Genomic DNA, 18,447 nt, shown 5'->3' with positions numbered 1-18,447 from the left:
CTACACCAGCGTTACCCCCACCAGCAAGGAGCCGGTTGGGGGTGTTGAAGACCACGCCGGGCGGGGCCCCGTATGGGTTCCTTTGTCCTTATTGCTGTCGCTTTCCACTAGCTAAAGGGGGTCTCCCCCGGTTACACTCATGGGCGTGTTCCACCCTGATTTGCCTCTCGACCCCTTCGCGAACGACCCGAACGACCCGGCGAAGCTGCTCGACGACGATGATCCGCAGGATTATCCGCCGATTACTGATGAGGAGATCGCTGCTGCCCGCGAGGATTTGCAGGTGGTCAATCAGGTGCGTGGCGTGTTGAGTCGTCGTGGCGTGCTGGGGGCTTTCTTCATGTGTGATGATTGCTCCGATTTCCACTTTTATTCTTGGGATCTGTTGGTCGACTGCATGAAGGCCACCATTGCGGGCGATACTGCCCCGATCCATGAGCACGCCCCCAATCAGGACACCTCCCGGTATGTGTCGTGGGAGTATTTGTTGGGCTACGCCGACGGTATGCGTTTGGCCTGAGCCTGCTCACTGTTTTTTAACCCGCCTTCTCGTTTGCGTGTCAACGAGGGCGGGTTTTGTGTTGCCTATGTGGATATGCCACCGCGCCCCTTGCAGGTGTGGTGTCCTTGCAGGGGCGCGGTGGTGGGGTTTTGGGGTGGCTGCCTAGTTTTCGACGCGGGCGTCGATGTTGGCGGCCGGGTCGGGGTTGGTGGTGGGTGTGGTGGTGGCGGCGATGGGGTTGGCTTCTGGTTCGCGGGTGGGCGGGTCCAGGAAGTCGGGGACGCGCACCGCCGAGGTGGGCAGCGACGTGGTGGGGGTGGTGGTGGTCGGCAGCGCGGGGTCGATTTCTTGCGGTGTCGGGGCCACGGTGGTGGTGACGGTGGTGGTCACGGTGCTCGGGGCGGGGGTTTCTTTGTTTTCCGGCTCCGGCGGCGGGGCGGTCACGGTCACGGTGTCGGTGGCGGTTTCGGTGCGGGTGACGGTGGCGCGGGGTTGTTCGGGGGCGGGCGCTGCGGGGGCTTTGGGCTGGTTGTTCATTTCGTTGGCCAGCGCTTTGGCTTTGTTGAGCAGCTCGAGGGCGCCTTCGATGTCGCCTTGGTTGTTGCGGGTGTCGGCTTCATCCAGGGTGGTGGCCAATTCGACGACGGCGGCGTGGTCGCCGAAGATGGCGGTGTTGGCGCCCCACAGTGCGCTGCCGGGGGTGGCGTTGTAAACGGCGACGCCACTGCCGGCGATGAAGAGGGTGGCGGCGGCTGCGCCGATGAGCCCGGACATGAAGTGTCCGCCGCGGCGGCGCCGGCGGCTGGACAGGTCGATGACGTTGTCAGTACCGGGGGTGCGTGCGGGCTCTGTGGGCTGTTCGCTGGTGGCCTTGGGGGTTGCCGTGGGCGTGTTGATGGCCGGCATCACGGTGGTGTTGGTGATGTCGGCGGTGTCAGCACCGGGGATGGTGGGTGCTGCGGGCATGGGAGCGTGGTCGATGTCGTGCTTGAGTGCAAGCAGTAGACCGGCTAGCGGGTCGGTGCCGCCGCTGGGGTCGGTACCGGCAGCCAGTGCGTCCAGAAAGGCGTCGTCTGCGGCGATTTCTTTCAGGCGCTCGTCGACGAGGCCGCGGCCGTCGTCGCTTGTGTGCTTCATGCCTGCTCCTGGTTTTCCAAGTTTTTTCTCAAGGTGGCTAGTGCGCGGTGCTGTGCTACGCGCACTGCGCCTGGGGTGCTGCCGACGATGGCAGCGGTTTCTTCGGCACTGCGCCCTTCGAAAACCCTCAGGATGATGATGTCGCGTGCCTTATCACTTAGTGAATCGAGCAAAGCCCTCACTCTGTTACTTCCATCGCTGACCAGCGCGAATTCTTCGGGCGTGTGGTGTTCTTCTGAGGTTTCTGGAACCTCATCAGTGGGCGAGGCTTTGTCGCGGCCTTGGAAGCGGTGGGCGTCGGCGACTTTGTTGGAGGCGATGCCGTAGACGAAGGCCATGAAGGGGCGGCCTTGGTCGCGGTAGTTTCCTATCGCTTGGGCGACGGCGAGGCAGACTTCTTGGGCGACGTCTTCTGCGGTGGGGTGTTTGCCGGAGGAAAGGCGGGTGCGCGCGTAGCGCAGCACTTGGGGGTGGATGATCTCCATGATGCGCTGACAGGCCACCTTGTCGCCGGCGGCTGCGGCCGGCACAAGGTGGTTGAGGTCAATGTCATGCTGGGTCATGGTGTCGCTGGTGCGGTTGCCGTGGTTTTCGGCAGGGCCCTTTCATCGTGGGTTTGGATCGTCGTTGCGGCACAGGATTGGAACTGCGCGTCGGGGTCGCGAAAGCGGTTGTGCTGTTTTTCAGTGTAAGCCCGCAGGCCGGGTTAGCCATTATGCAGCCGTGGTTTCCTGGCTTTTTGTGCGCCCCTGGTGCTTGCAGTGGGGCTTAGGCTTCATGCGCCGGTGGGGGCTTGGCCGGTTGTGATGGCGAAACCCCGCGCCCCACACCGGGGTGCGGTGGTTGGGCGCGGGGTTGATCTTTGTGGGCGCTGGGAACACCCGGTGCCCGCCGGGGCGGGCGTGGGTTTTAGTGGTGGTGGTGTCCATGGCCGGCGTCGGCGGCCTGCTCCGGCTCGGCGGGCTTTTCCACCACGGAGGCCTCGGTGGTCAGCACCATGCGGGCCACGGAGGTGGCATTGACGACGGCGGAGTGGGTGACCTTGACCGGGTCGATGATGCCTTGCTCGATGAGGTTGCCGTATTCCAGGGTGGCGGCGTTGAGGCCTTCACCGTTGGCCATGTCGGCCACCTTGGACACGGCGACCGCGCCGTCGAGGCCGGCGTTGGAGGCGATCCAGAAGGCTGGCTTGCGCAGCGCGCGAGCCAGGGCGGTCACGCCGACCTTGGCGTCGCCGTCGAACTGCTCGGCATACTCGTCGAGTTCGCGGGCGATCTGCACCAGCGCGGAACCACCACCGGCGATCACGCCTTCGTCGGCGGCGGCCTTGGCGGCGTTGATGGCGTCTTCGACGCGCAGCTTGCGCTCCGAAACTTCGGTCTCGGTGGCCGCGCCCACCTTGATCACGGCGATGCCGCCGGACAGCTTCGCGAGACGCTCGGTGGCCTTTTCCTTATCCCAGGAGGAGTCGGTGTTGTCGATTTCGCGGCGGATCTGCTCGCGGCGGGCCTGGACTGCCTCGGCGGTGCCGGCTCCATCGACGATGACGGTCTGATCCTTGGTGACGGTGACGCGACGCGCCCCACCGAACTGTGCGAGGGTCACCTCGCTGAGGTTGATGCCGACCTCCGGGTCGACGACGGTGGCGCCGGTGACCACAGCCAGGTCATCCATGAACGCCTTGCGACGATCACCGAAGTACGGGGACTTCACCGCAACCACCTTCAGGGTCTTGCGGATGGAGTTGACCACCAGCATCTGCAGCGGCTCGCCCTCAATGTCCTCGGCGATGATCAGCACCTGCTTGCCGGACTCCACGATCTTTTCCAGGGCGGGCACAAAATCCGGCAGGGAGGAAATCTTGTTGCGGACCAGCAGCACCAGGCAGTCGTCCAGCTCCGCCTTCTGGGCGTCAATATCGGTGATGAAGTACGGGGACAAAAAGCCCTTATCGAAAGACACGCCCTCGGTGACATCCAGGGTGGTCTCCATCGACTGGGACTCCTCGACGGTGACGACACCATCCTTGCCGACCTTATCCATCGCGCCGGCCACCATCTCGCCGACCTCAGGATCGCGGGAGGACACAGTCGCCACGTTCGCGATCTCCGCAGACGACGCCACCTCGGTGGCGCGCGCCAGCAACAGCTCCACGGTCTTCTCAGCGCCGGCAGCGATACCCCGGTTCAACTCGATCGGGTTCGCGCCCGCAGCAACGTTACGCAACCCCTCATGGATCAACGCCTGGGCAAGCAGCGTCGCGGTGGTGGTGCCATCACCGGCAATATCGTTGGTCTTAATCGCCACAGACTTCACCAGCTGGGCGCCAAGGTTCTCAAACGGATCCTCCACGTCAATATCGCGCGCAATGGTCACGCCATCGTTGGTGACGGTGGGGCCGCCGAAAGGCTTATCCAAGACCACGTTGCGGCCACGCGGGCCCAAGGTGACCTTGACGGCGTCAGCCAAGGTATCAACGCCGGCCTGAATACCCTTGCGGGCCTGCTGATCGAATGCAATGAGCTTTGCCATGTCAGTAAAAAATCCCTTGAAAAAGAAAAATGGGTGAAAAAAGGTTTATCGAAAGAAAACTAAACACCGCCCGTCCGGTGGCCACAACCACCAGCGGACGACCATGGCGACAAAGCCGGGCGCACGCCGAAGAAGACGATGACACCCGACCCACAAACTATCGCCGAGAAGTGAAGAAGGAAAGCTTGTAAAAAGAGGCCTTGAAAGCTTCTTACTTCTCAATCACAGCGAGAATGTCGCGCTGCGCAAGAATCAAGTACTCCTGGCCCTGGTACTTGATCTCAGTGCCGCCGTACTTGGAGAAAATGACGACGTCACCCTCGTTGAGGTCCATCGGAATACGGTTGCCGGACTCATCAAAACGACCAGCGCCCACAGCGATAACGGTCGCCTCCTGCGGCTTTTCCTTAGCGGAATCCGGGATCACCAGACCAGAAGCGGTGGTGGTCTCAGCCTCGTTGATCTGAACGAGAATCTTGTCTTCCAAGGGCTTGATGTTGACTGCCACGAAAATTCCTTAAATGTTGCGAGAAACGTATCAACGCACCCCACACAGGGCACGCCACTTTTTCATTGTTGGACAGGTGCAGAAAACCACACCGCGCGCGGCGGGCGCTTTCACCAACCGTCATACCTAACGGCTCCGGCGGGAAAAAAGTGCCACACACCCAAAACCGGCGTGGGACTACCCCAACCTCGTTAGCACTCTACCCCCGCAAGTGCCAGGTTTTCAACGGCAGGCCACCCATGTTCGCTCACAGCAACCACCACCCCACATCCACCGGCACACACAACCCAATAACCCCGACCGCCCCCACCAAAAACCCCTACAGTGGAAGCACCACCCCCACCGACCACACACCCCGGGAGAACACCACCACCATGCGCCGTTTCGCCGTACTGTCCACCCGCCCCAACTGGGAAAAGATCATTGCGGACGAAAACCTCGTATACGACCTCGACGGGCCAGACGACACCGACCACTACTGGAACGAACACGACGTCTACGCCATGAAACCCCTAGAAATCGAAGACGTCCGCGCCCAAGTCGAAGCTATCCACACCATGTGCATGGACGCCATCGACTACATCTCCACCGGCGCCTTCGGCACCCTCGGCCTGCCACCAGAGTTCTTCGAACTGGCCAAAAAATCCTGGGAACTGCACAAAGCCAACGCCGGGCGCCAAATGGACTTCTACGGCCGCTTCGACCTCATCCTCGACGACACCACCGGCAACGTCAAACTGCTCGAATACAACGCCGACACCCCCACCGGCATCATCGAAGCCGCCGTCTGCCAAATGAGCCACTACCTCTTCCACTTCGACGGCGACGGACGATACCTCCAATTCAACCGCATCGGCGACGCCTTCATCGACCGCTGGCACGAAATCCTCAAAAACATGCCAGAAAAACACGGCCGCATCGACAACGTCCTCCACATCACCTGCGTCAACGACGAAGAAACCGGCGAAGACGAAGCCAACACCCGCCTCATCGAACACTGCGCCAACATGGCCGGATGGGACACCCGCTTCGTCTACCTCCAAGACATCGGATACGACGAAGAAAACGGCCACTTCACCGACCACAACGGCGAAAAAATCCGCAACATCTTCAAGCTCTACCCCTGGGAAGACATCGCCCTCGACGACTTCGGCCAAGCCGTCATCGACACCTTCGACACCACCAACTGGTTCGAACCGCCCTGGAAAATGTTCCTCTCCACCAAAGTGCTACTCGCCGCCCTCTGGAAACTCCACCCCGGCCACCCCAACCTCGTCCCCGCCTACTTCGGCTCCCCCGAAAACCTCACCCACTACGTCCAAAAACCCATCTTCGGACGCGAAGGCGACGGCATCGCCATCTACAACAACGGCAAACTCGTCGGCGGCGAACCCGACGAAACCCCCCAAGAACTCCTCGTCTACCAAGAATTCATCCCCACCCCCACCTACCCCACCACCACCGACGACACCTACAAACCCGTCATCGGCGCCTGGGTCATCGGCGGCCAATGCGTAGGATTCGGCATTAGAGAAACCACCGGACCCGTCACCGACTACTACTGCCAATTCACCCCACTGGTCGTCGAACAGTTCTAAACACACCCCCACCCACCCCGACCACGCAAGGAGCAACCACAACCATGAAGCGCTACTCGCGACACAGCGTCATCGCAGCAACCGGGTGTGCCACCCTTCTGACCAGCGGACTCGTAGCCTGCGGCACCGACACCCCACCACCAGAACCACCACCAGCACCCCCCGCAGCCCAAGCACCAGCCGTCCCCGGGCCCGAAAACAACGACACCAGCAGTGACACCAGCGGCGACGAAGAATACGTCCGCGTCTGCACCAACCCCGAAACCAACGAACGCGTCGACGACGAACTGTGCCAACAAGCCGCCGGCGACGAAGACAACCCCGACCAACCCCAAGAAGTCCACTACCACAACAACGGCAGCGGCATCCTCACCCCCCTACTCTGGTACTACATCGGACGCTCCTCCGCCCACGGCGCCGGCCCCATCATCCCCGCCGTCGGATCCTCCATCGCCGGCACCCCCGGCACCACCCAAGCACCCAAACAAGGCGTCATCGCCAAAGACGTCGCCCGCGACTCCCGCCCCTTCAGCGAGTCCTACCGCTCCGCCACCAAGACCAGCCCCGCAGTCGGCAAAACCGGAACCACCACCGGCGGCAAAAAGACAGGCAACAGCCCCGACGCCGACACGAACCGCAACAAACAAAACAGCAACAACACCAACAACCGCACCGGAAACAACAACACCGGAGACAACGGCAACAAATCCGGCACCAAATCCGGCAAAACCGGCGGCTTCGGCGGCGGCAAAGCAACCGGCGGCAGCCACGGGGGCTAACCCCCCACCCCCACAAACACAACGGTGCGCCCTACCAACCAGGTAGGGCGCACCACTGCTATCACAACTACAACTCCCCCTCCGCGGCATGCATATTCAACACCGCATTACGCCACAACGCATACTCCTGCGGAAAATCCTGCCGATAATGCTTCGCCGCCCGAATACCATCATCAATCTTCGCGATATCTTCCTTCGAAATATCCTCCCCCTCGTGGCCCACAAAAATCACCACCCCACAAATAGCCCGCGTCGGATCACTAAAAAACGCCGAATTTCCCGTCTCCGCCTCATTACGACCCATCGACGCCACCGGATTCGGCTCCGCACCAGCAGCAGCCGCAGCCGCCGAATACAACGCAGCAAACGACGAACCATCCTCCTGGAACGCCACAGCCACACGCTCCCCCTTCAACTCGCCGAAATACTTCGACGCATCATCAATCTCAAAATCAATAGCGCGGCTGGTCAAATCAGGATGGACAAGATAACCAAAGGTCATGGGGATCCCTTAAAGAAGAAACGAAACAAAACACACTGCAAAACCCGCAGCCAGGCGCCACAACACCACACCCCAAACACGCCCAAGCACGCCCCAGCGCGCACACGCGCAAACCAAAACCCACCACACACACCTCACACAAACCAGCGGAAAACAGTACTAGCTCACGCAAAATGCCTGCCGGTAAGCCCCAGCACACGCACACACGCCACGCACACAACGCACAGGATGCAGCATCGCAGAAAGGGCCCAAGCACACGCGCCCTACGGACAACCGCACAGCACGCCGGCACCGACTGCACAACACAGCCCGCACCACTCGCAACCCCACCATCCGTTAAACCAGATACCCCCACACAGCACACCCCAACCGGCGGAATGTTCGACAAAAGTTCACCGGCCGTTCACACACCTCGCCCCAAACGGGGGCACCCCACCTACACCAACGGCGTCTCCACCTCCAACGACGGATCACACCCCACACCCAAATCACTGGCCGGGTTCCCCTCCGCAATCAACTGCGCCGCCAACGCCGCAATCATCACCCCATTATCCGTACACAACGCAAACCGCGGCACCCGCAACTCAATCCCAGCACTCCGACAACGATCCGCCGCCAACTCGCGCAACCGAGAATTCGCAGCCACACCCCCACCCAACAACAACACCCCAGCACCAACATCACGCGCCGCCGCCACAGCCTTCTTCGTCAACACATCAACCACAGCCTCCTGAAACGACGCACACACATCAGGAATAGACACCTCCACCCCATCACGCTCCGCAGCCTCCACATACCGAGCCACAGCAGTCTTCAACCCAGAAAACGAAAAGTCATACGCCGGATCAGACTTCTTCGACAACCCCCGCGGAAACGCAATCGCCTTCGGATCCCCCTCCTGCGCCAAACGATCAATCACCGGCCCACCCGGATACCCCAACTTCAACAGCCGCGCCACCTTGTCATACGCCTCCCCCGCAGCATCATCCAAAGTCGAGCCCAACTCCCGCATCGGCGAACCCACACTCTGCACCTCCAACAGCTGAGTGTGCCCACCAGACACCAACAACGCCACCGCATGCGGCAACGGCTCCCCCTCCAAATTCGCCACCGCCACATGGCCACCCAAATGATTCACCCCATAAAACGGCACACCCCACGCCGCCGCATACGCCTTCGCAGCACTCGCCCCCACCAACAACGCACCAGCCAAACCCGGACCAATCGTCGCAGCCACCACATCCGGCTTCTCAATACCAGCCTGACCCAACGCCTGCTCCATCACCTGAGTCATCGACTCCAAATGCGCACGCGAAGCAATCTCCGGAACCACACCCCCAAAACGCGCATGCTCCTCCATCGACGAAGCCACCGCATTCGCCAAAATCTCCAGCTTCGGCTCCTCCCCCTCAACACACGTCAAGCGGACAATACCGACACCCGTCTCATCACAGGAGGACTCAACCCCCATCACAATCAAAGGCTCAGAAACATCCATAGGCTGACCAGCGTTCATGGCTGCCCATTGTATTCCCCCAACAAAGACACAACCTAAACAGCAGCGCTCCGCGCAGCACGCACCATAGTAAAAGCATCAGCACCCGACGGCTGATAATAATTGCGCCGAATCCCCGTCTTTTCAAAACCATAAGACTCATACATGGTGATAGCGGGCAGATTATCCGTCCGCACCTCCAAAAACACCGGCCCCCCATGGTGATCGGCCACCGCCATCAAATTATCCATCAACGCACGCCCAATCCCCATCCGCTGATAAATCGGATCCACCCCAATGGTATGAATCTCAAACTCCGGATCCTCAAGCGGACCCAACAAACTCAAACCCGCATACCCCACCATCGTGCCCTCAATATCGGCAGCCAAATAAAAGTTACGGCCAGAAGCCAACTCCGACAGGAAAGAAGCAGCCGACCATGGATCATCCCCAGAAAACAGGATCTTCTCCAGCTCCTCACACCGCACAGTATCCTCCGGTGCCAAAGGGCGCAGCTGCACAGTAGGGCTTTCATGATCCCGATTCCCCGGCATGGGCATCGGATGGTTCGGAGGAGTATTCATATCGACAACAACCTGCCTTTCGAAAATAACCCCGCCCAACAAGCCGAGGCGATGGTCTCTGTTACGCAGAACCCGGTAGCTTCGCGTCCGGGCGACGCAAATACAAAGGCTGCACCGCGATCTCCGGGGCGCACACCAAAAACGCAGTACTAGGGTTGGCATTCGTGCGCGGACCCGTCGCGGCGAGTTTCTCGCTCAGCGCATCAGGAACACTGATCAAGGTTTCCTCGCCACTCACAGTGTCCGGGGCGCTGACCTCTGGCCCCTCGACACGCTGACCGTCTCGGTAGCGGGCCCAATAAATCTCACGCCGCCGCGCATCGGTAGCAACCAGGGACGCCCCCGTTGCACCTGCGATCGCATCTAACGTGCACACGCCCTTCAAAGGAATTCGCAGCGCATGCGCCAGAGCTTGCGCACTGGCCATTCCGACTCGAAGGCCCGTGAAAGGGCCTGGGCCGCACCCCACCACGATCTGATCAATGTCGGCAAACTCCACACCAGCATTGGCCAAAACCTTGTGCACCTGCGGGATGAGTTCTTCATTGTGCTTGCGGCAGTCCTCCAGCTGGACTTCAGCCAGAACCTCCACCGCCCCGGGGGCGCACTCGACACTATCGTGGCGAGCTACACCGATGACAAGGGTCGGAGTCGCAGTATCAATCGCAAGACTAAGCACGACCCCAACCCTAGACCATCGAGCCCAGCGGTTTTAAAAACCGAAGGGCAGCTCAACCGTTTTTACGCGCCCACGTGATGATGCGCGCCTCATCGGTGTCACTGACCTGGTCACTTCGCACCCCGGTGGTGCTCAAAGTTTCCCGGTCGATGACGATGTGCAGATAACTATCGGCGAGTGTTTCAACTAGTCCCCCGCCCCACTCGGCGACCACCACCGCATCAGTGAGTTCGCTATCCAAATCCAAAGAGTCGAGTTCTGCCGCAAGATCCACGGCTTGCCCTTGTTGAATCCCGTCAAGCAAACGGTAGGCGTCGACGTGCACGAGGTTCGGACCATCGCCCAACGCCCGGTGCTCACGAGCAAGCACAAACGTCGGTGACGTCACCCGACCTTTGACCTGCATTCCCCGGGCGAGTCCCTGGGTGAAAGTGGTTTTCCCGGCACCCAAGGGCCCCTCCAAGAGAACCACGTCCCCAGCTTTGAGGCCCGCCCCAATTTCCTCGGCCAAGGCCTGCGTCTCCGCAGCGGTTTCACAGATGCGCTGGCGGACGACGTGGCGGCGGGTGCGTCCCTTGGGGGAACACACCACTTCATAGTTGATGGTTCCGATTCCTGCAGCCAGGTCCGTGGCCGTCATTTCGCCACTGGTGCCGGGACCGAAGATGATCGCTTCATCTCCCGGCGCAACACCGTGGGGGTTGTCGCCGAGCCAGATGACGATTTGGTCCATGCAGACGCGACCGACTTGGGGGTAGCGGTGGCCATTGATGGTGACTTCGAGGTGGTTTTGGGCCGCACGGGGCAGCCCGTCGGCGTAGCCGATGGGGACAACACAGGTGTATCCGTCGCTGGGGGCGCGCCAGGTCATTCCGTAGGAAGCGCCGTCGCCCTGGTCGATGTGTTTGACGACGGTGACGCGTCCTGCCCAGGTCATGGCGGGTATGAGGTGGTGGTTTTCGCCAGGGATCGGTTCAAGCCCGTAAAGGGCAAGTCCTGGCCGGAGCATGTTGAACGCTGCTTCGGGCAGATTGAGTGAGGCGGGTGAGTTGGCTGCGTGGTTGGTGTGAACGTTTAGCCCGTGGGCGCGGGCTTGGTCGATGGCGCGCTGGAAGGTGGCGAGTTGGTGCTGGACGTGTTGGCGAGAGTTCTCGTCGGTGCCGTCAGCGCAGGCGAGGTGGGTGAATAGGCCGGTGACGTTTTCGTTTTTGAGGAGGTCGAAGATTTCGTCCCACTGGGGTTCGTCGATGCCGGAGCGGTTGAGTCCGGTGTCGATTTTGATGGTGATGCGGGCGTTTTTACCGATGAGCGCTGTGGCTTGTTCGGTGTTGGTGACTGCGAGGTCGATGTTGTTGTTGATGGCGGCTTCGTAGTCCTGGTGGGGTGACCAGATCCAGGTGAGGATGGGTTGGGTGATGCCGGAGTCGCGGAGGGTGTGAGCTTCGGCGAGGGTGGCGACTCCGAATTGGTCAGCTCCGTTGGCTGCCATGACGTGGGCAACGGTGGTGCTGCCGTGGTTGTAGCCGTCGGCTTTGACCACGCACATGAGTTGGGCGTCGCGTGCGGTGGCGATGCCTTTGAGGGTGCGGGTGTTGTGGGCGATTGCCTCGAGGTTGATGGTGGTGTACGCCAGGTCCATGGTTTATGAGGATAGTCCTGTGGGTGGGTGGTGGTGGCTTAGGCGGTGGTTTTGTGGTTGGAGATGATGGTGGTGATGGCGTGCGGGAGTTGGTTGGCGAGTTGGTGCGCGTCGATGGGGTGGGTGGTGGTGGCGGTGGCTTGGGCGTGTGCGTGGGCGGCGAGGGCGACGGATTGAGTGGTGGGGTTAGCGGCGACGAGGGCACCGATAATGCCGCTGAGGACGTCGCCGCTTCCGGGGGTGGCAGCCCAACTGGTGGGGGCGTGAACGAGGTAGGTTTTGGTGCCGTCGGTGATGGTGGTGGTTTTGCCTTTAAGCAGGACGGTGCAGTGGTAGTGGTTGGCGAGTTCGGTGGCAGCCTGGATGCGGTTGGGGTGGGGTTTGTGGTTAGTGAGGCGAGTGTATTCGCCGTCGTGTGGGGTGAGGACGGTGAAGTGTCCGTTGGTGTGGCGTTGGTGGAGGTGGTGTTGGCAGGTGGGGTTGTTGGCGAGGGTGGTGAGGGCGTCGGCGTCGATGATCAGTGGGGTGGGGTCGGTGAGTAGTTTGGTGAGTTGTTGTGGGGTGGTTTGATGGCCGGGGCCGATGACGTTGGAGTTGGTGGGGCCGGTGCCGTGGACGACGCTGGGGTAGGCGCGGATGACTTCTTCGGCGCAGTCGCCGTGGTAGCGGACCATGGGGCTGGTGGCGCGGATGGCACCGGCGACGGCGAGGATCGCTGCTCCTGGGTAGGTGGTGCTGCCTGCGTGGATGGTGGTAACACCGTCGGAGTATTTGTGGCTGTGTTCTGTGGGAGTGGGCCAGTGGCCGCCGGTGACGAGGTGGGCGTAGGGGGTGGGGTTGTGGTGGGTGAGTTGGGTGTCGATTCCGAGGCCGTGGGTTTTTGTGGTGCCGCAGGCGGATGCGGCGAGGATGTGGGCGGGTTTGAGGCCGCCGAAGGTGACGGTGGTGTCGGCGGTGATGTGGGCGTGTTGGGGGTTGGGGTATCCGTTGGTGGGGTCGAGTCCGCTGGGCATGTCGACGGCGACGAGGTGCGCGCCGTGCCTGCGCCAGGTGTTGGCGTGGGTGGCCCAGGTGTCCCAGGGGGATTTCAAGCCGCCGCGGGCACCGATGCCGAGGAGAGCGTCGATGACAAGGTGTGGGGTGTCGATGGTGGTGGGGTCGTCTGTGATGTGTGGGTGGTGGTGGTGTTGGAGGGCTGCGAGGGCCTGGGGGTGTGGGGTGGTGTTGGTGATGATGGTGATGTGCGCGCCGCGGCGTGCGAGTTCGGCGGCGGCATAGAGTCCGTCGCCGCCGTTGTTGCCGGGGCCGGTGAGCACAACGATGCGGGCTCCGCTGGGGCCGGCTGGGCGTTGGTGTTTGAGGATGCGGGCGCATTCGGTGGCCAGGGCGAATGCGGCCTGTTTCATCAGCCCGAGTCCTTGGGTGGCCAGGAGGGGCTGTTCGGCGTGGTAGACCATTTCCGGGGTGTAGATGGGGGTGGTGGTGACGGTGCCGGGAGTGGTGGTCATGGTGTCCTCGCGGGGTGTGTGTTTAAGGGGTGTGTTTTTAGCTCACCATAAAATGCCACTGTCCCGCCGGGAAGTACGTTGTGTGGGTACTTGCCGGCGGGACAGTGGGGGTGTTTTAGCGGTGGAGGCTGGTGAGGATCCAGCCGATGATGGGCCAGTTGTGCAGCTCGGTTCCGAAGATGTGGGTGAGGATGGCGGCGAGTGCTGCGAAGATTCCTGCCCCGGTGATGATGGGGGTCAGGTCGCTGCTGCCGGTGGAGCTGCTGTTCTGTGCGGTGGCTGGAACACGCACCGTGGTGGTGTGGTTGTGGGCGCGTTCCACGGTGGTGGTGACGGTGGTGGTGTGGGGTTCTTTGATGCGCACCGTGGTGGTTTTGGCGGGCGCGGTGACGGTGGTCGTGATGGTTTTTTGGGGCTGTGCGGGTTGCTGTCGGTAGACGGTAGCGGTGGTAGTCGCTGTGGTGGTGACGGGTTTTTCCACGGTTTTTGTTGCGGTGACGGTGGTGGTCACAGGCTTTTCCACGGTGGCTGTCACGGTGCGGGTGACAGTGGTGGGTTGGGGTTTTTCAGTGACGGTCACCGTGGTGGTTTTAGGCGCAGGTGCTGGCAGCGTCACCGTAGTGGTTTTGGGTGCAGGTGCTGGCAGCGTCACCGTGGTGGTTTTGGGCGCCGGGGCGGGTTTGGTGACGGTGGTGGTTAGTGGGGTGGGTTCCTTGGTGACGGTGGTGGTTGTGGTGATGGGTGTGGGGGTGTGGGTTTTGGTGATTGTGATAGGGGTGGGTTCTTTGGTGATGGTGCGGGTGGTGGTTTCGGGTGCCTTCTGCTTGGTGATGGTGGTGGTTTCGGTGCGGGTGATGACGGCGGGTGGGCCGTAGTCGATGACTTTGGTGACGGTTGGTGGCGCCGGTGCGGGTTCGGTGACGGTGACGGTTGCGGGGGCAGGTGCGGGTTGGGTGACAGTGACGGTGGTGGTGACCGTCGCGGGGGCCGGGTCGGCGGGTGCGGGTTCGGTGGGGGTGGTGTCGGGCTGGGTTGGGGTTGCTGCGGGTTCGTCGGAGACGTCGGGGACGTCGTTGACTGCGAGGTAGCTGCCGTCTTCTTGGAGGGGCATGGTGGGCCCGGTGGGAGTGTCGACGGCTAGTCCGATGGTGCCGGCGATCCAGGTGAGGTGTTCGGCGGTTGGGGTGAAAAAGCCGTGTTCGCCGGGGCCTACGGGTGCGTTTTGGTCGCTGGTTGATAGGACGCCGGCGAGTTTGCCGTCGACGATGAAGGGGCCGCCGGAGTCGCCGGGGTGGAGTCGGCCTTGGTTGATTTTGGTTTTGATCAGGGGGGTGTTGGGGTATTTGTAGTAGCCGTCGCGGAGGACGACCCGGCGTTCGACGGTGCCGGTGGAGCTGTGCAGGCGGTAGTTGGTGGAGCCTTGCGCCCCGAGGTTGGTGCTGGCCCAGTTGGCGTTGGTGCCGGTGTCTTGTTTGAACAGGTTGTGGTTGTCGAGTTTGAGTGGGGTGCCGGGTGCTGGCTTGTTGAGGTGGACGAGCAGCATGTCGGAGGTGGCGGAGGGGATGAGTTCGGTGGCGGTGTATTTTTCGCCGCTGTTGTCGATGCCGAAGCGGATGGTGGAGGCGCTGGTGTTGTTGTCCCAGAATCCGGGGACGTAGCAGTGTTTGGCGGTGATGACCCAGCGGGGTGCGATGAGGGTGCCGGTGCATTGTTGCATGACTGCCGGGTCGCCGAGTTCGAGGTATGCGGTGGCTTGTGCGATGGGGCTGCCGGCGGTGACTTCTGGGCTGGGTGGGTTGTCGTAGTGCAGTCCGGATTGGGCGTGGGTGGGGGTGGCGGTGGTGATCAGGGCGGTGGCGGTGATCAGGGCGAGGAGGCGGGCGCGCCGGCTGGTGTTCATTTCGGTGTTTTGGGTTCTTCCGGGTGCTGGTTGTGGGGTTTTTGGTTTTGAGAATATACGACTGGCGTGGGTGTTTTGGGCTGGCCGCCCGGTGGAAGTGGGCATGAAAAACCCGGCCTCAACTGTGGTTTTGTTGGGGCCGGGTGTTTTCGTCGGTGGTGGCCGGTGGCCAATGTCACCGTGTGTTATTCGACGGTGACGGACTTCGCGAGGTTGCGGGGCTTGTCGATGTCCTCGTTGCCGCATTGGCGGGCGATTTCTGCGGCCAGGAACTGCAGGGGCACGGTGGCCAGCAGGGGCTGCATGATGGTGGAGGATTCGGGGATGCGGATGAGCCAGTTCGCGAAGGGCTCGACGTCGGTGTCGCCTTCTTCGGCGATGACGATGGTTTTAGCGCCGCGGGCCCGGATCTCTTGGATGTTGGAGACGATCTTGGAGTGCAGGACTTTCACGCCGCGCGGGGAGGGCACCACCACGACGACGGGTAGATCGTCTTCGATGAGGGCGATGGGGCCGTGCTTGAGTTCGCCGGCGGGGAAGCCTTCGGCGTGGATGTAGGCGAGCTCTTTGAGTTTGAGGGCGCCTTCCAGGGCGACGGGGAAGCCGACGCCGCGGCCGAGGAACAGCATGGTGCGGATGGCACCGAGTTCGCGGGCGATGTCCAGGACGGCGTCCTCGCAGTTGAGCAGGTCGGAGACCTTTGCGGGGATGGCGGAGAGGTCGTCCCAGATTTGGGCGATTTCGTCGGGGTATTTGGTGCCGTGGGCTTGTGCCAGGGCGAGGCCTACGATGTAGTTGGCTGCCACCTGCGCGAGGAAGGCTTTGGTGGAGGCCACGCCGATTTCGGGGCCAGCATGGGTGTAGAGGACGGCGTCGGATTCGCGGGGAATCTGGGCGCCGTTGGTGTTGCACACGGCCAGCACTTTGGCGCCTTGGGCTTTGGCGTGGCGCACTGCTTCGAGGGTGTCGGCGGTTTCACCGGATTGGGAGATCGCCATGACGAGGGTGCGGGAGTCGAGGACGGGGTCGCGGTAGCGGAATTCGCTGGCGACTTCGATTTCGACGGGGATGCGCACCCAGTGTTCGATGGCGTATTTGGCGAGCAGGCCGGAGTGGTAGGCGGAGCCGCAGGCGACGACGAAGACTTTGTCGATGCTCTTCAGGTCTTGCTCGGTGAGGTTTTGTTCGTCGAGGACGACGCGGCCGTCGACGAAGTGACCGGCCAGGGTGTCGCGGACTGCTTCGGGCTGCTCGTGGATTTCTTTGAGCATGAAGGAGTCGTAGCCGCCCTTTTCGGCGGCGGCGAGGTCCCAGTCGATGGTGAAGGGTTTGCCTTCGGCGGTGGTGCCGTCGAAGTTCATGATCTTGTAGTCGTCCTTGGTGATGACGACGACGTTGTCTTGGCCGAGTTCGACGGCGTTCTTGGTGAACTCGATGAATGCTGCGACGTCGGAGCCGAGGAACATCTCCCCTTCACCGACACCGACGATCAGCGGGGTGGAGCGGCGGGCGGCGATGACGGTGTCGGGGTGGTCGGCGTGAACGAACAGGAGGGTGAAGGCGCCCTCGAGTTGGTTGAGGACCTTCAGTGCGCTGGCTTCGAAGTCGCCGGCGGTCTCACCGTCGTTGTATGCCTGGGCCAACAGGTGGGCTGCGACCTCGGAGTCGGTTTCGGAGGCCATTTCCACACCATCGTTGATGAGTTGTTCGCGCAGCGGCGCGAAGTTCTCAATGATGCCGTTGTGGACGATGGCGACCTTCTTATCGAAGGAGAAGTGGGGGTGGGCGTTGGCGTCGGTGGGGCGGCCGTGGGTGGCCCAGCGGGTGTGCCCAATGGCGGTGGTGCCCGCGAGGTTGTCGGGGCCGACTTGTTCGATCAGGGCGTCCAGGTTGGCGAGTTTGCCTTCCTTTTTGACGACATTGATATGGCCTTGTCCGTCGGCGATTGCCACGCCGGACGAGTCATAGCCTCGGTATTCCATCCGTCGCAAAGCTTCAACAGCGACGGTGAGGCCAGGGCGCTGGCCAACGTATCCTACGATTCCACACATATCGGCAAGCCTAGTTTATGTTCCGTGGTTTTTCCCACCGGCTCCCCTTTCGGCTGCGCGCGACTGGGGTGGTCCAGATACGTGGTGGGGGTTTGGGGGCGGGGTAAAAGACCCCGGCTATGACCCCTATCTACTATTGTGTGTTTTTGTGGCTAGTGATTTGAAAAAGAACCTGACTCGTCTGAGCAAGCGTGGACCGCACCGCGTCCTCGTTGGCGACCTTGACTATGCCGGGCTGCCCGGCAAGGTGTACACCCCGGCTGAGGGTAATGCGTTGCCCGCGGTCGCTTTTGGTCATGATTGGATGACGTCGGTCGATAAGTATCACGCCACGTTGCGCCACCTCGCGAGCTGGGGCATCGTGGTTGCCGCCCCGAACACCGAAACCGGCATCAACCCTAATCACGCGGGCTTTGCCCAGGATCTGACGAGCGCGTTGCAGATCGTCACCGGGGTGAAACTGGGTGAGGGCAAGGCGACTGTGTCGCCCGGCAAGATTGGTGTGGTCGGGCATGGCATGGGTGGTGGCGCTGCGGTGCTGTCCGCAGCCGGACGAAACAAAATCAAGGCCTGTGTCGCCCTGTACCCTGCCGCGACGACCCCGTCGGAGGAGGCCGCTGCTTCGGCGGTGAGCTGCCCCGGGTTGATTCTGGGTGCCGGTGAGGACACGTTGGTTGATTCCGGTAACCCTGCCGCTGTCGCCGAGGCGTGGAAGGGCGAGGTCTGCTACCGGGAGATCGATAAGGCCACCCAGTTCGGTTTCTCTGAGGCTTTGGGCGCCAAGCTGGTACTGGGCTTGGGTTTGCCGCAGTATGGTGCCATTGAAATTGCGCGCGGTCTGATGACCGGCTTCCTGCTGGCCACCCTGGAGGGGGAGCGCAAGTACAAGGCGTTCACCGATCCGGAGGCTGAGGCCAAGAAGGTGACGTCCTTGACTGGCGAGCAGTTGCACGAGCGTGCAACCCGCTACCGCGCTTAAGGTTTTCTCCCCCACCAGCAGGGAAGCTTGTTTCTTCTTCCCTGCTGGTTTTT

General features: G+C 61.8%; 16 protein-coding genes and 1 pseudogene. 4 read left to right on the top strand and 13 right to left on the bottom strand.

Features of this window, described 5'->3' with window-relative positions:
* Positions 1-145 precede the first annotated feature (145 nt).
* Positions 146-520, top strand: coding sequence for a DUF5319 family protein (locus CAQU_RS02205; protein ID WP_157108855.1), 375 nt, complete (start codon positions 146-148; stop codon positions 518-520).
* A 144-nt stretch (positions 521-664) separates the two neighbouring features.
* Here CAQU_RS02205 and CAQU_RS02200 read toward each other — a convergent pair whose 3' ends face one another.
* The 4 genes from CAQU_RS02200 to groES form a co-directional block, all read right to left on the bottom strand.
* Positions 665-1,639 (bottom strand): hypothetical protein, encoded by a 975-nt coding sequence (locus CAQU_RS02200; protein ID WP_075724844.1) that lies wholly within the window; start codon positions 1,637-1,639, stop codon positions 665-667.
* The gene (locus CAQU_RS02195; protein WP_075724842.1) at positions 1,636-2,202 is read right to left on the bottom strand and encodes a sigma-70 family RNA polymerase sigma factor; all 567 of its coding nucleotides are present in this window, start codon (positions 2,200-2,202) and stop codon (positions 1,636-1,638) included. Before CAQU_RS02195 ends, CAQU_RS02200 begins: the two co-directional genes overlap by 4 nt.
* Positions 2,203-2,548: 346 nt before the next feature.
* Positions 2,549-4,171: a chaperonin GroEL gene (groL, locus tag CAQU_RS02185; RefSeq protein ID WP_075724838.1), complete on the bottom strand. Its 1,623-nt coding sequence runs from the start codon at positions 4,169-4,171 to the stop codon at positions 2,549-2,551.
* A gap of 211 nt (positions 4,172-4,382) precedes the next feature.
* Positions 4,383-4,679 (bottom strand): co-chaperone GroES, encoded by a 297-nt coding sequence (gene groES, locus CAQU_RS02180; protein WP_075724836.1) that lies wholly within the window; start codon positions 4,677-4,679, stop codon positions 4,383-4,385.
* Between the two features lie 239 nt (positions 4,680-4,918).
* Between groES and CAQU_RS02175 the strand changes: the two genes are divergently transcribed.
* Positions 4,919-6,277, top strand: coding sequence for a glutathionylspermidine synthase family protein (locus CAQU_RS02175; protein WP_084562689.1), 1,359 nt, complete (start codon positions 4,919-4,921; stop codon positions 6,275-6,277).
* A 44-nt stretch (positions 6,278-6,321) separates the two neighbouring features.
* Positions 6,322-7,056: a hypothetical protein gene (locus CAQU_RS02170; protein ID WP_075724834.1), complete on the top strand. Its 735-nt coding sequence runs from the start codon at positions 6,322-6,324 to the stop codon at positions 7,054-7,056.
* Between the two features lie 67 nt (positions 7,057-7,123).
* Here the strand turns inward: CAQU_RS02170 and CAQU_RS02165 are convergent, their stop codons facing one another.
* The 9 genes and pseudogenes from CAQU_RS02165 to glmS form a co-directional block, all read right to left on the bottom strand.
* Positions 7,124-7,558 (bottom strand): hypothetical protein, encoded by a 435-nt coding sequence (locus CAQU_RS02165; RefSeq protein ID WP_075724832.1) that lies wholly within the window; start codon positions 7,556-7,558, stop codon positions 7,124-7,126.
* 437 nt (positions 7,559-7,995) lie between these two features.
* Positions 7,996-9,039, bottom strand: a complete 1,044-nt coding sequence (gene tsaD, locus CAQU_RS02160) for a tRNA (adenosine(37)-N6)-threonylcarbamoyltransferase complex transferase subunit TsaD (protein ID WP_075728277.1) — start codon at positions 9,037-9,039, stop codon at positions 7,996-7,998.
* 71 nt (positions 9,040-9,110) lie between these two features.
* Positions 9,111-9,608: a ribosomal protein S18-alanine N-acetyltransferase gene (rimI, locus tag CAQU_RS02155; RefSeq protein ID WP_075728275.1), complete on the bottom strand. Its 498-nt coding sequence runs from the start codon at positions 9,606-9,608 to the stop codon at positions 9,111-9,113.
* A 91-nt stretch (positions 9,609-9,699) separates the two neighbouring features.
* Positions 9,700-10,317: a tRNA (adenosine(37)-N6)-threonylcarbamoyltransferase complex dimerization subunit type 1 TsaB gene (gene tsaB / locus CAQU_RS02150; RefSeq protein ID WP_075724831.1), complete on the bottom strand. Its 618-nt coding sequence runs from the start codon at positions 10,315-10,317 to the stop codon at positions 9,700-9,702.
* Between the two features lie 52 nt (positions 10,318-10,369).
* Entirely contained in the window at positions 10,370-10,858 is a 489-nt protein-coding gene (tsaE, locus tag CAQU_RS13025; protein ID WP_281248016.1) for a tRNA (adenosine(37)-N6)-threonylcarbamoyltransferase complex ATPase subunit type 1 TsaE, read from the bottom strand.
* A gap of 18 nt (positions 10,859-10,876) precedes the next feature.
* Positions 10,877-11,956 (bottom strand): annotated as a pseudogene (alr, locus tag CAQU_RS02145) (alanine racemase); the annotation flags it as partial.
* A gap of 38 nt (positions 11,957-11,994) precedes the next feature.
* Positions 11,995-13,464: an NAD(P)H-hydrate epimerase gene (locus CAQU_RS02140; RefSeq protein WP_075724827.1), complete on the bottom strand. Its 1,470-nt coding sequence runs from the start codon at positions 13,462-13,464 to the stop codon at positions 11,995-11,997.
* Positions 13,465-13,579: 115 nt separating this feature from the next.
* A complete protein-coding gene (locus CAQU_RS13160; RefSeq protein ID WP_075724825.1) occupies positions 13,580-15,364 on the bottom strand; it encodes a trypsin-like serine protease in 1,785 nt (594 codons plus the stop codon).
* Positions 15,365-15,549: 185 nt separating this feature from the next.
* Positions 15,550-17,415, bottom strand: a complete 1,866-nt coding sequence (glmS, locus tag CAQU_RS02130) for a glutamine--fructose-6-phosphate transaminase (isomerizing) (protein WP_075724823.1) — start codon at positions 17,413-17,415, stop codon at positions 15,550-15,552.
* A 148-nt stretch (positions 17,416-17,563) separates the two neighbouring features.
* Here glmS and CAQU_RS02125 point away from each other — a divergent pair, with 148 nt between their 5' ends.
* Complete coding sequence (locus CAQU_RS02125) at positions 17,564-18,394, top strand: dienelactone hydrolase family protein (RefSeq protein WP_075728273.1); 831 nt, start codon at positions 17,564-17,566, stop codon at positions 18,392-18,394.
* The last annotated feature ends 53 nt before the right edge of the window (positions 18,395-18,447 follow it).

Origin of the sequence: Corynebacterium aquilae DSM 44791 (assembly GCF_001941445.1) — a bacterium.
In the GTDB taxonomy this organism is placed as follows: domain Bacteria; phylum Actinomycetota; class Actinomycetes; order Mycobacteriales; family Mycobacteriaceae; genus Corynebacterium; species Corynebacterium aquilae.
This window is presented reverse-complemented; position numbering and strand designations above follow the sequence as displayed.

Excerpts from the sequence above, each read along its gene's own strand:
- CAQU_RS02140 (WP_075724827.1), bottom strand. The coding sequence starts at position 13,464 with ATGACCACCACTCCCGGCACCGTCACCACCACCCCCATCTACACCCCG.
- rimI (WP_075728275.1), bottom strand. The coding sequence starts at position 9,608 with ATGCCGGGGAATCGGGATCATGAAAGCCCTACTGTGCAGCTGCGCCCT.
- CAQU_RS02170 (WP_075724834.1), top strand. The coding sequence starts at position 6,322 with ATGAAGCGCTACTCGCGACACAGCGTCATCGCAGCAACCGGGTGTGCC.
- groL (WP_075724838.1), bottom strand. The coding sequence starts at position 4,171 with ATGGCAAAGCTCATTGCATTCGATCAGCAGGCCCGCAAGGGTATTCAG.
- CAQU_RS02200 (WP_075724844.1), bottom strand. The coding sequence starts at position 1,639 with ATGAAGCACACAAGCGACGACGGCCGCGGCCTCGTCGACGAGCGCCTG.
- CAQU_RS02175 (WP_084562689.1), top strand. The coding sequence starts at position 4,919 with ATGTTCGCTCACAGCAACCACCACCCCACATCCACCGGCACACACAAC.
- CAQU_RS02165 (WP_075724832.1), bottom strand. The coding sequence starts at position 7,558 with ATGACCTTTGGTTATCTTGTCCATCCTGATTTGACCAGCCGCGCTATT.
- CAQU_RS02195 (WP_075724842.1), bottom strand. The coding sequence starts at position 2,202 with ATGACCCAGCATGACATTGACCTCAACCACCTTGTGCCGGCCGCAGCC.
- glmS (WP_075724823.1), bottom strand. The coding sequence starts at position 17,415 with ATGTGTGGAATCGTAGGATACGTTGGCCAGCGCCCTGGCCTCACCGTC.
- CAQU_RS13160 (WP_075724825.1), bottom strand. The coding sequence starts at position 15,364 with ATGAACACCAGCCGGCGCGCCCGCCTCCTCGCCCTGATCACCGCCACC.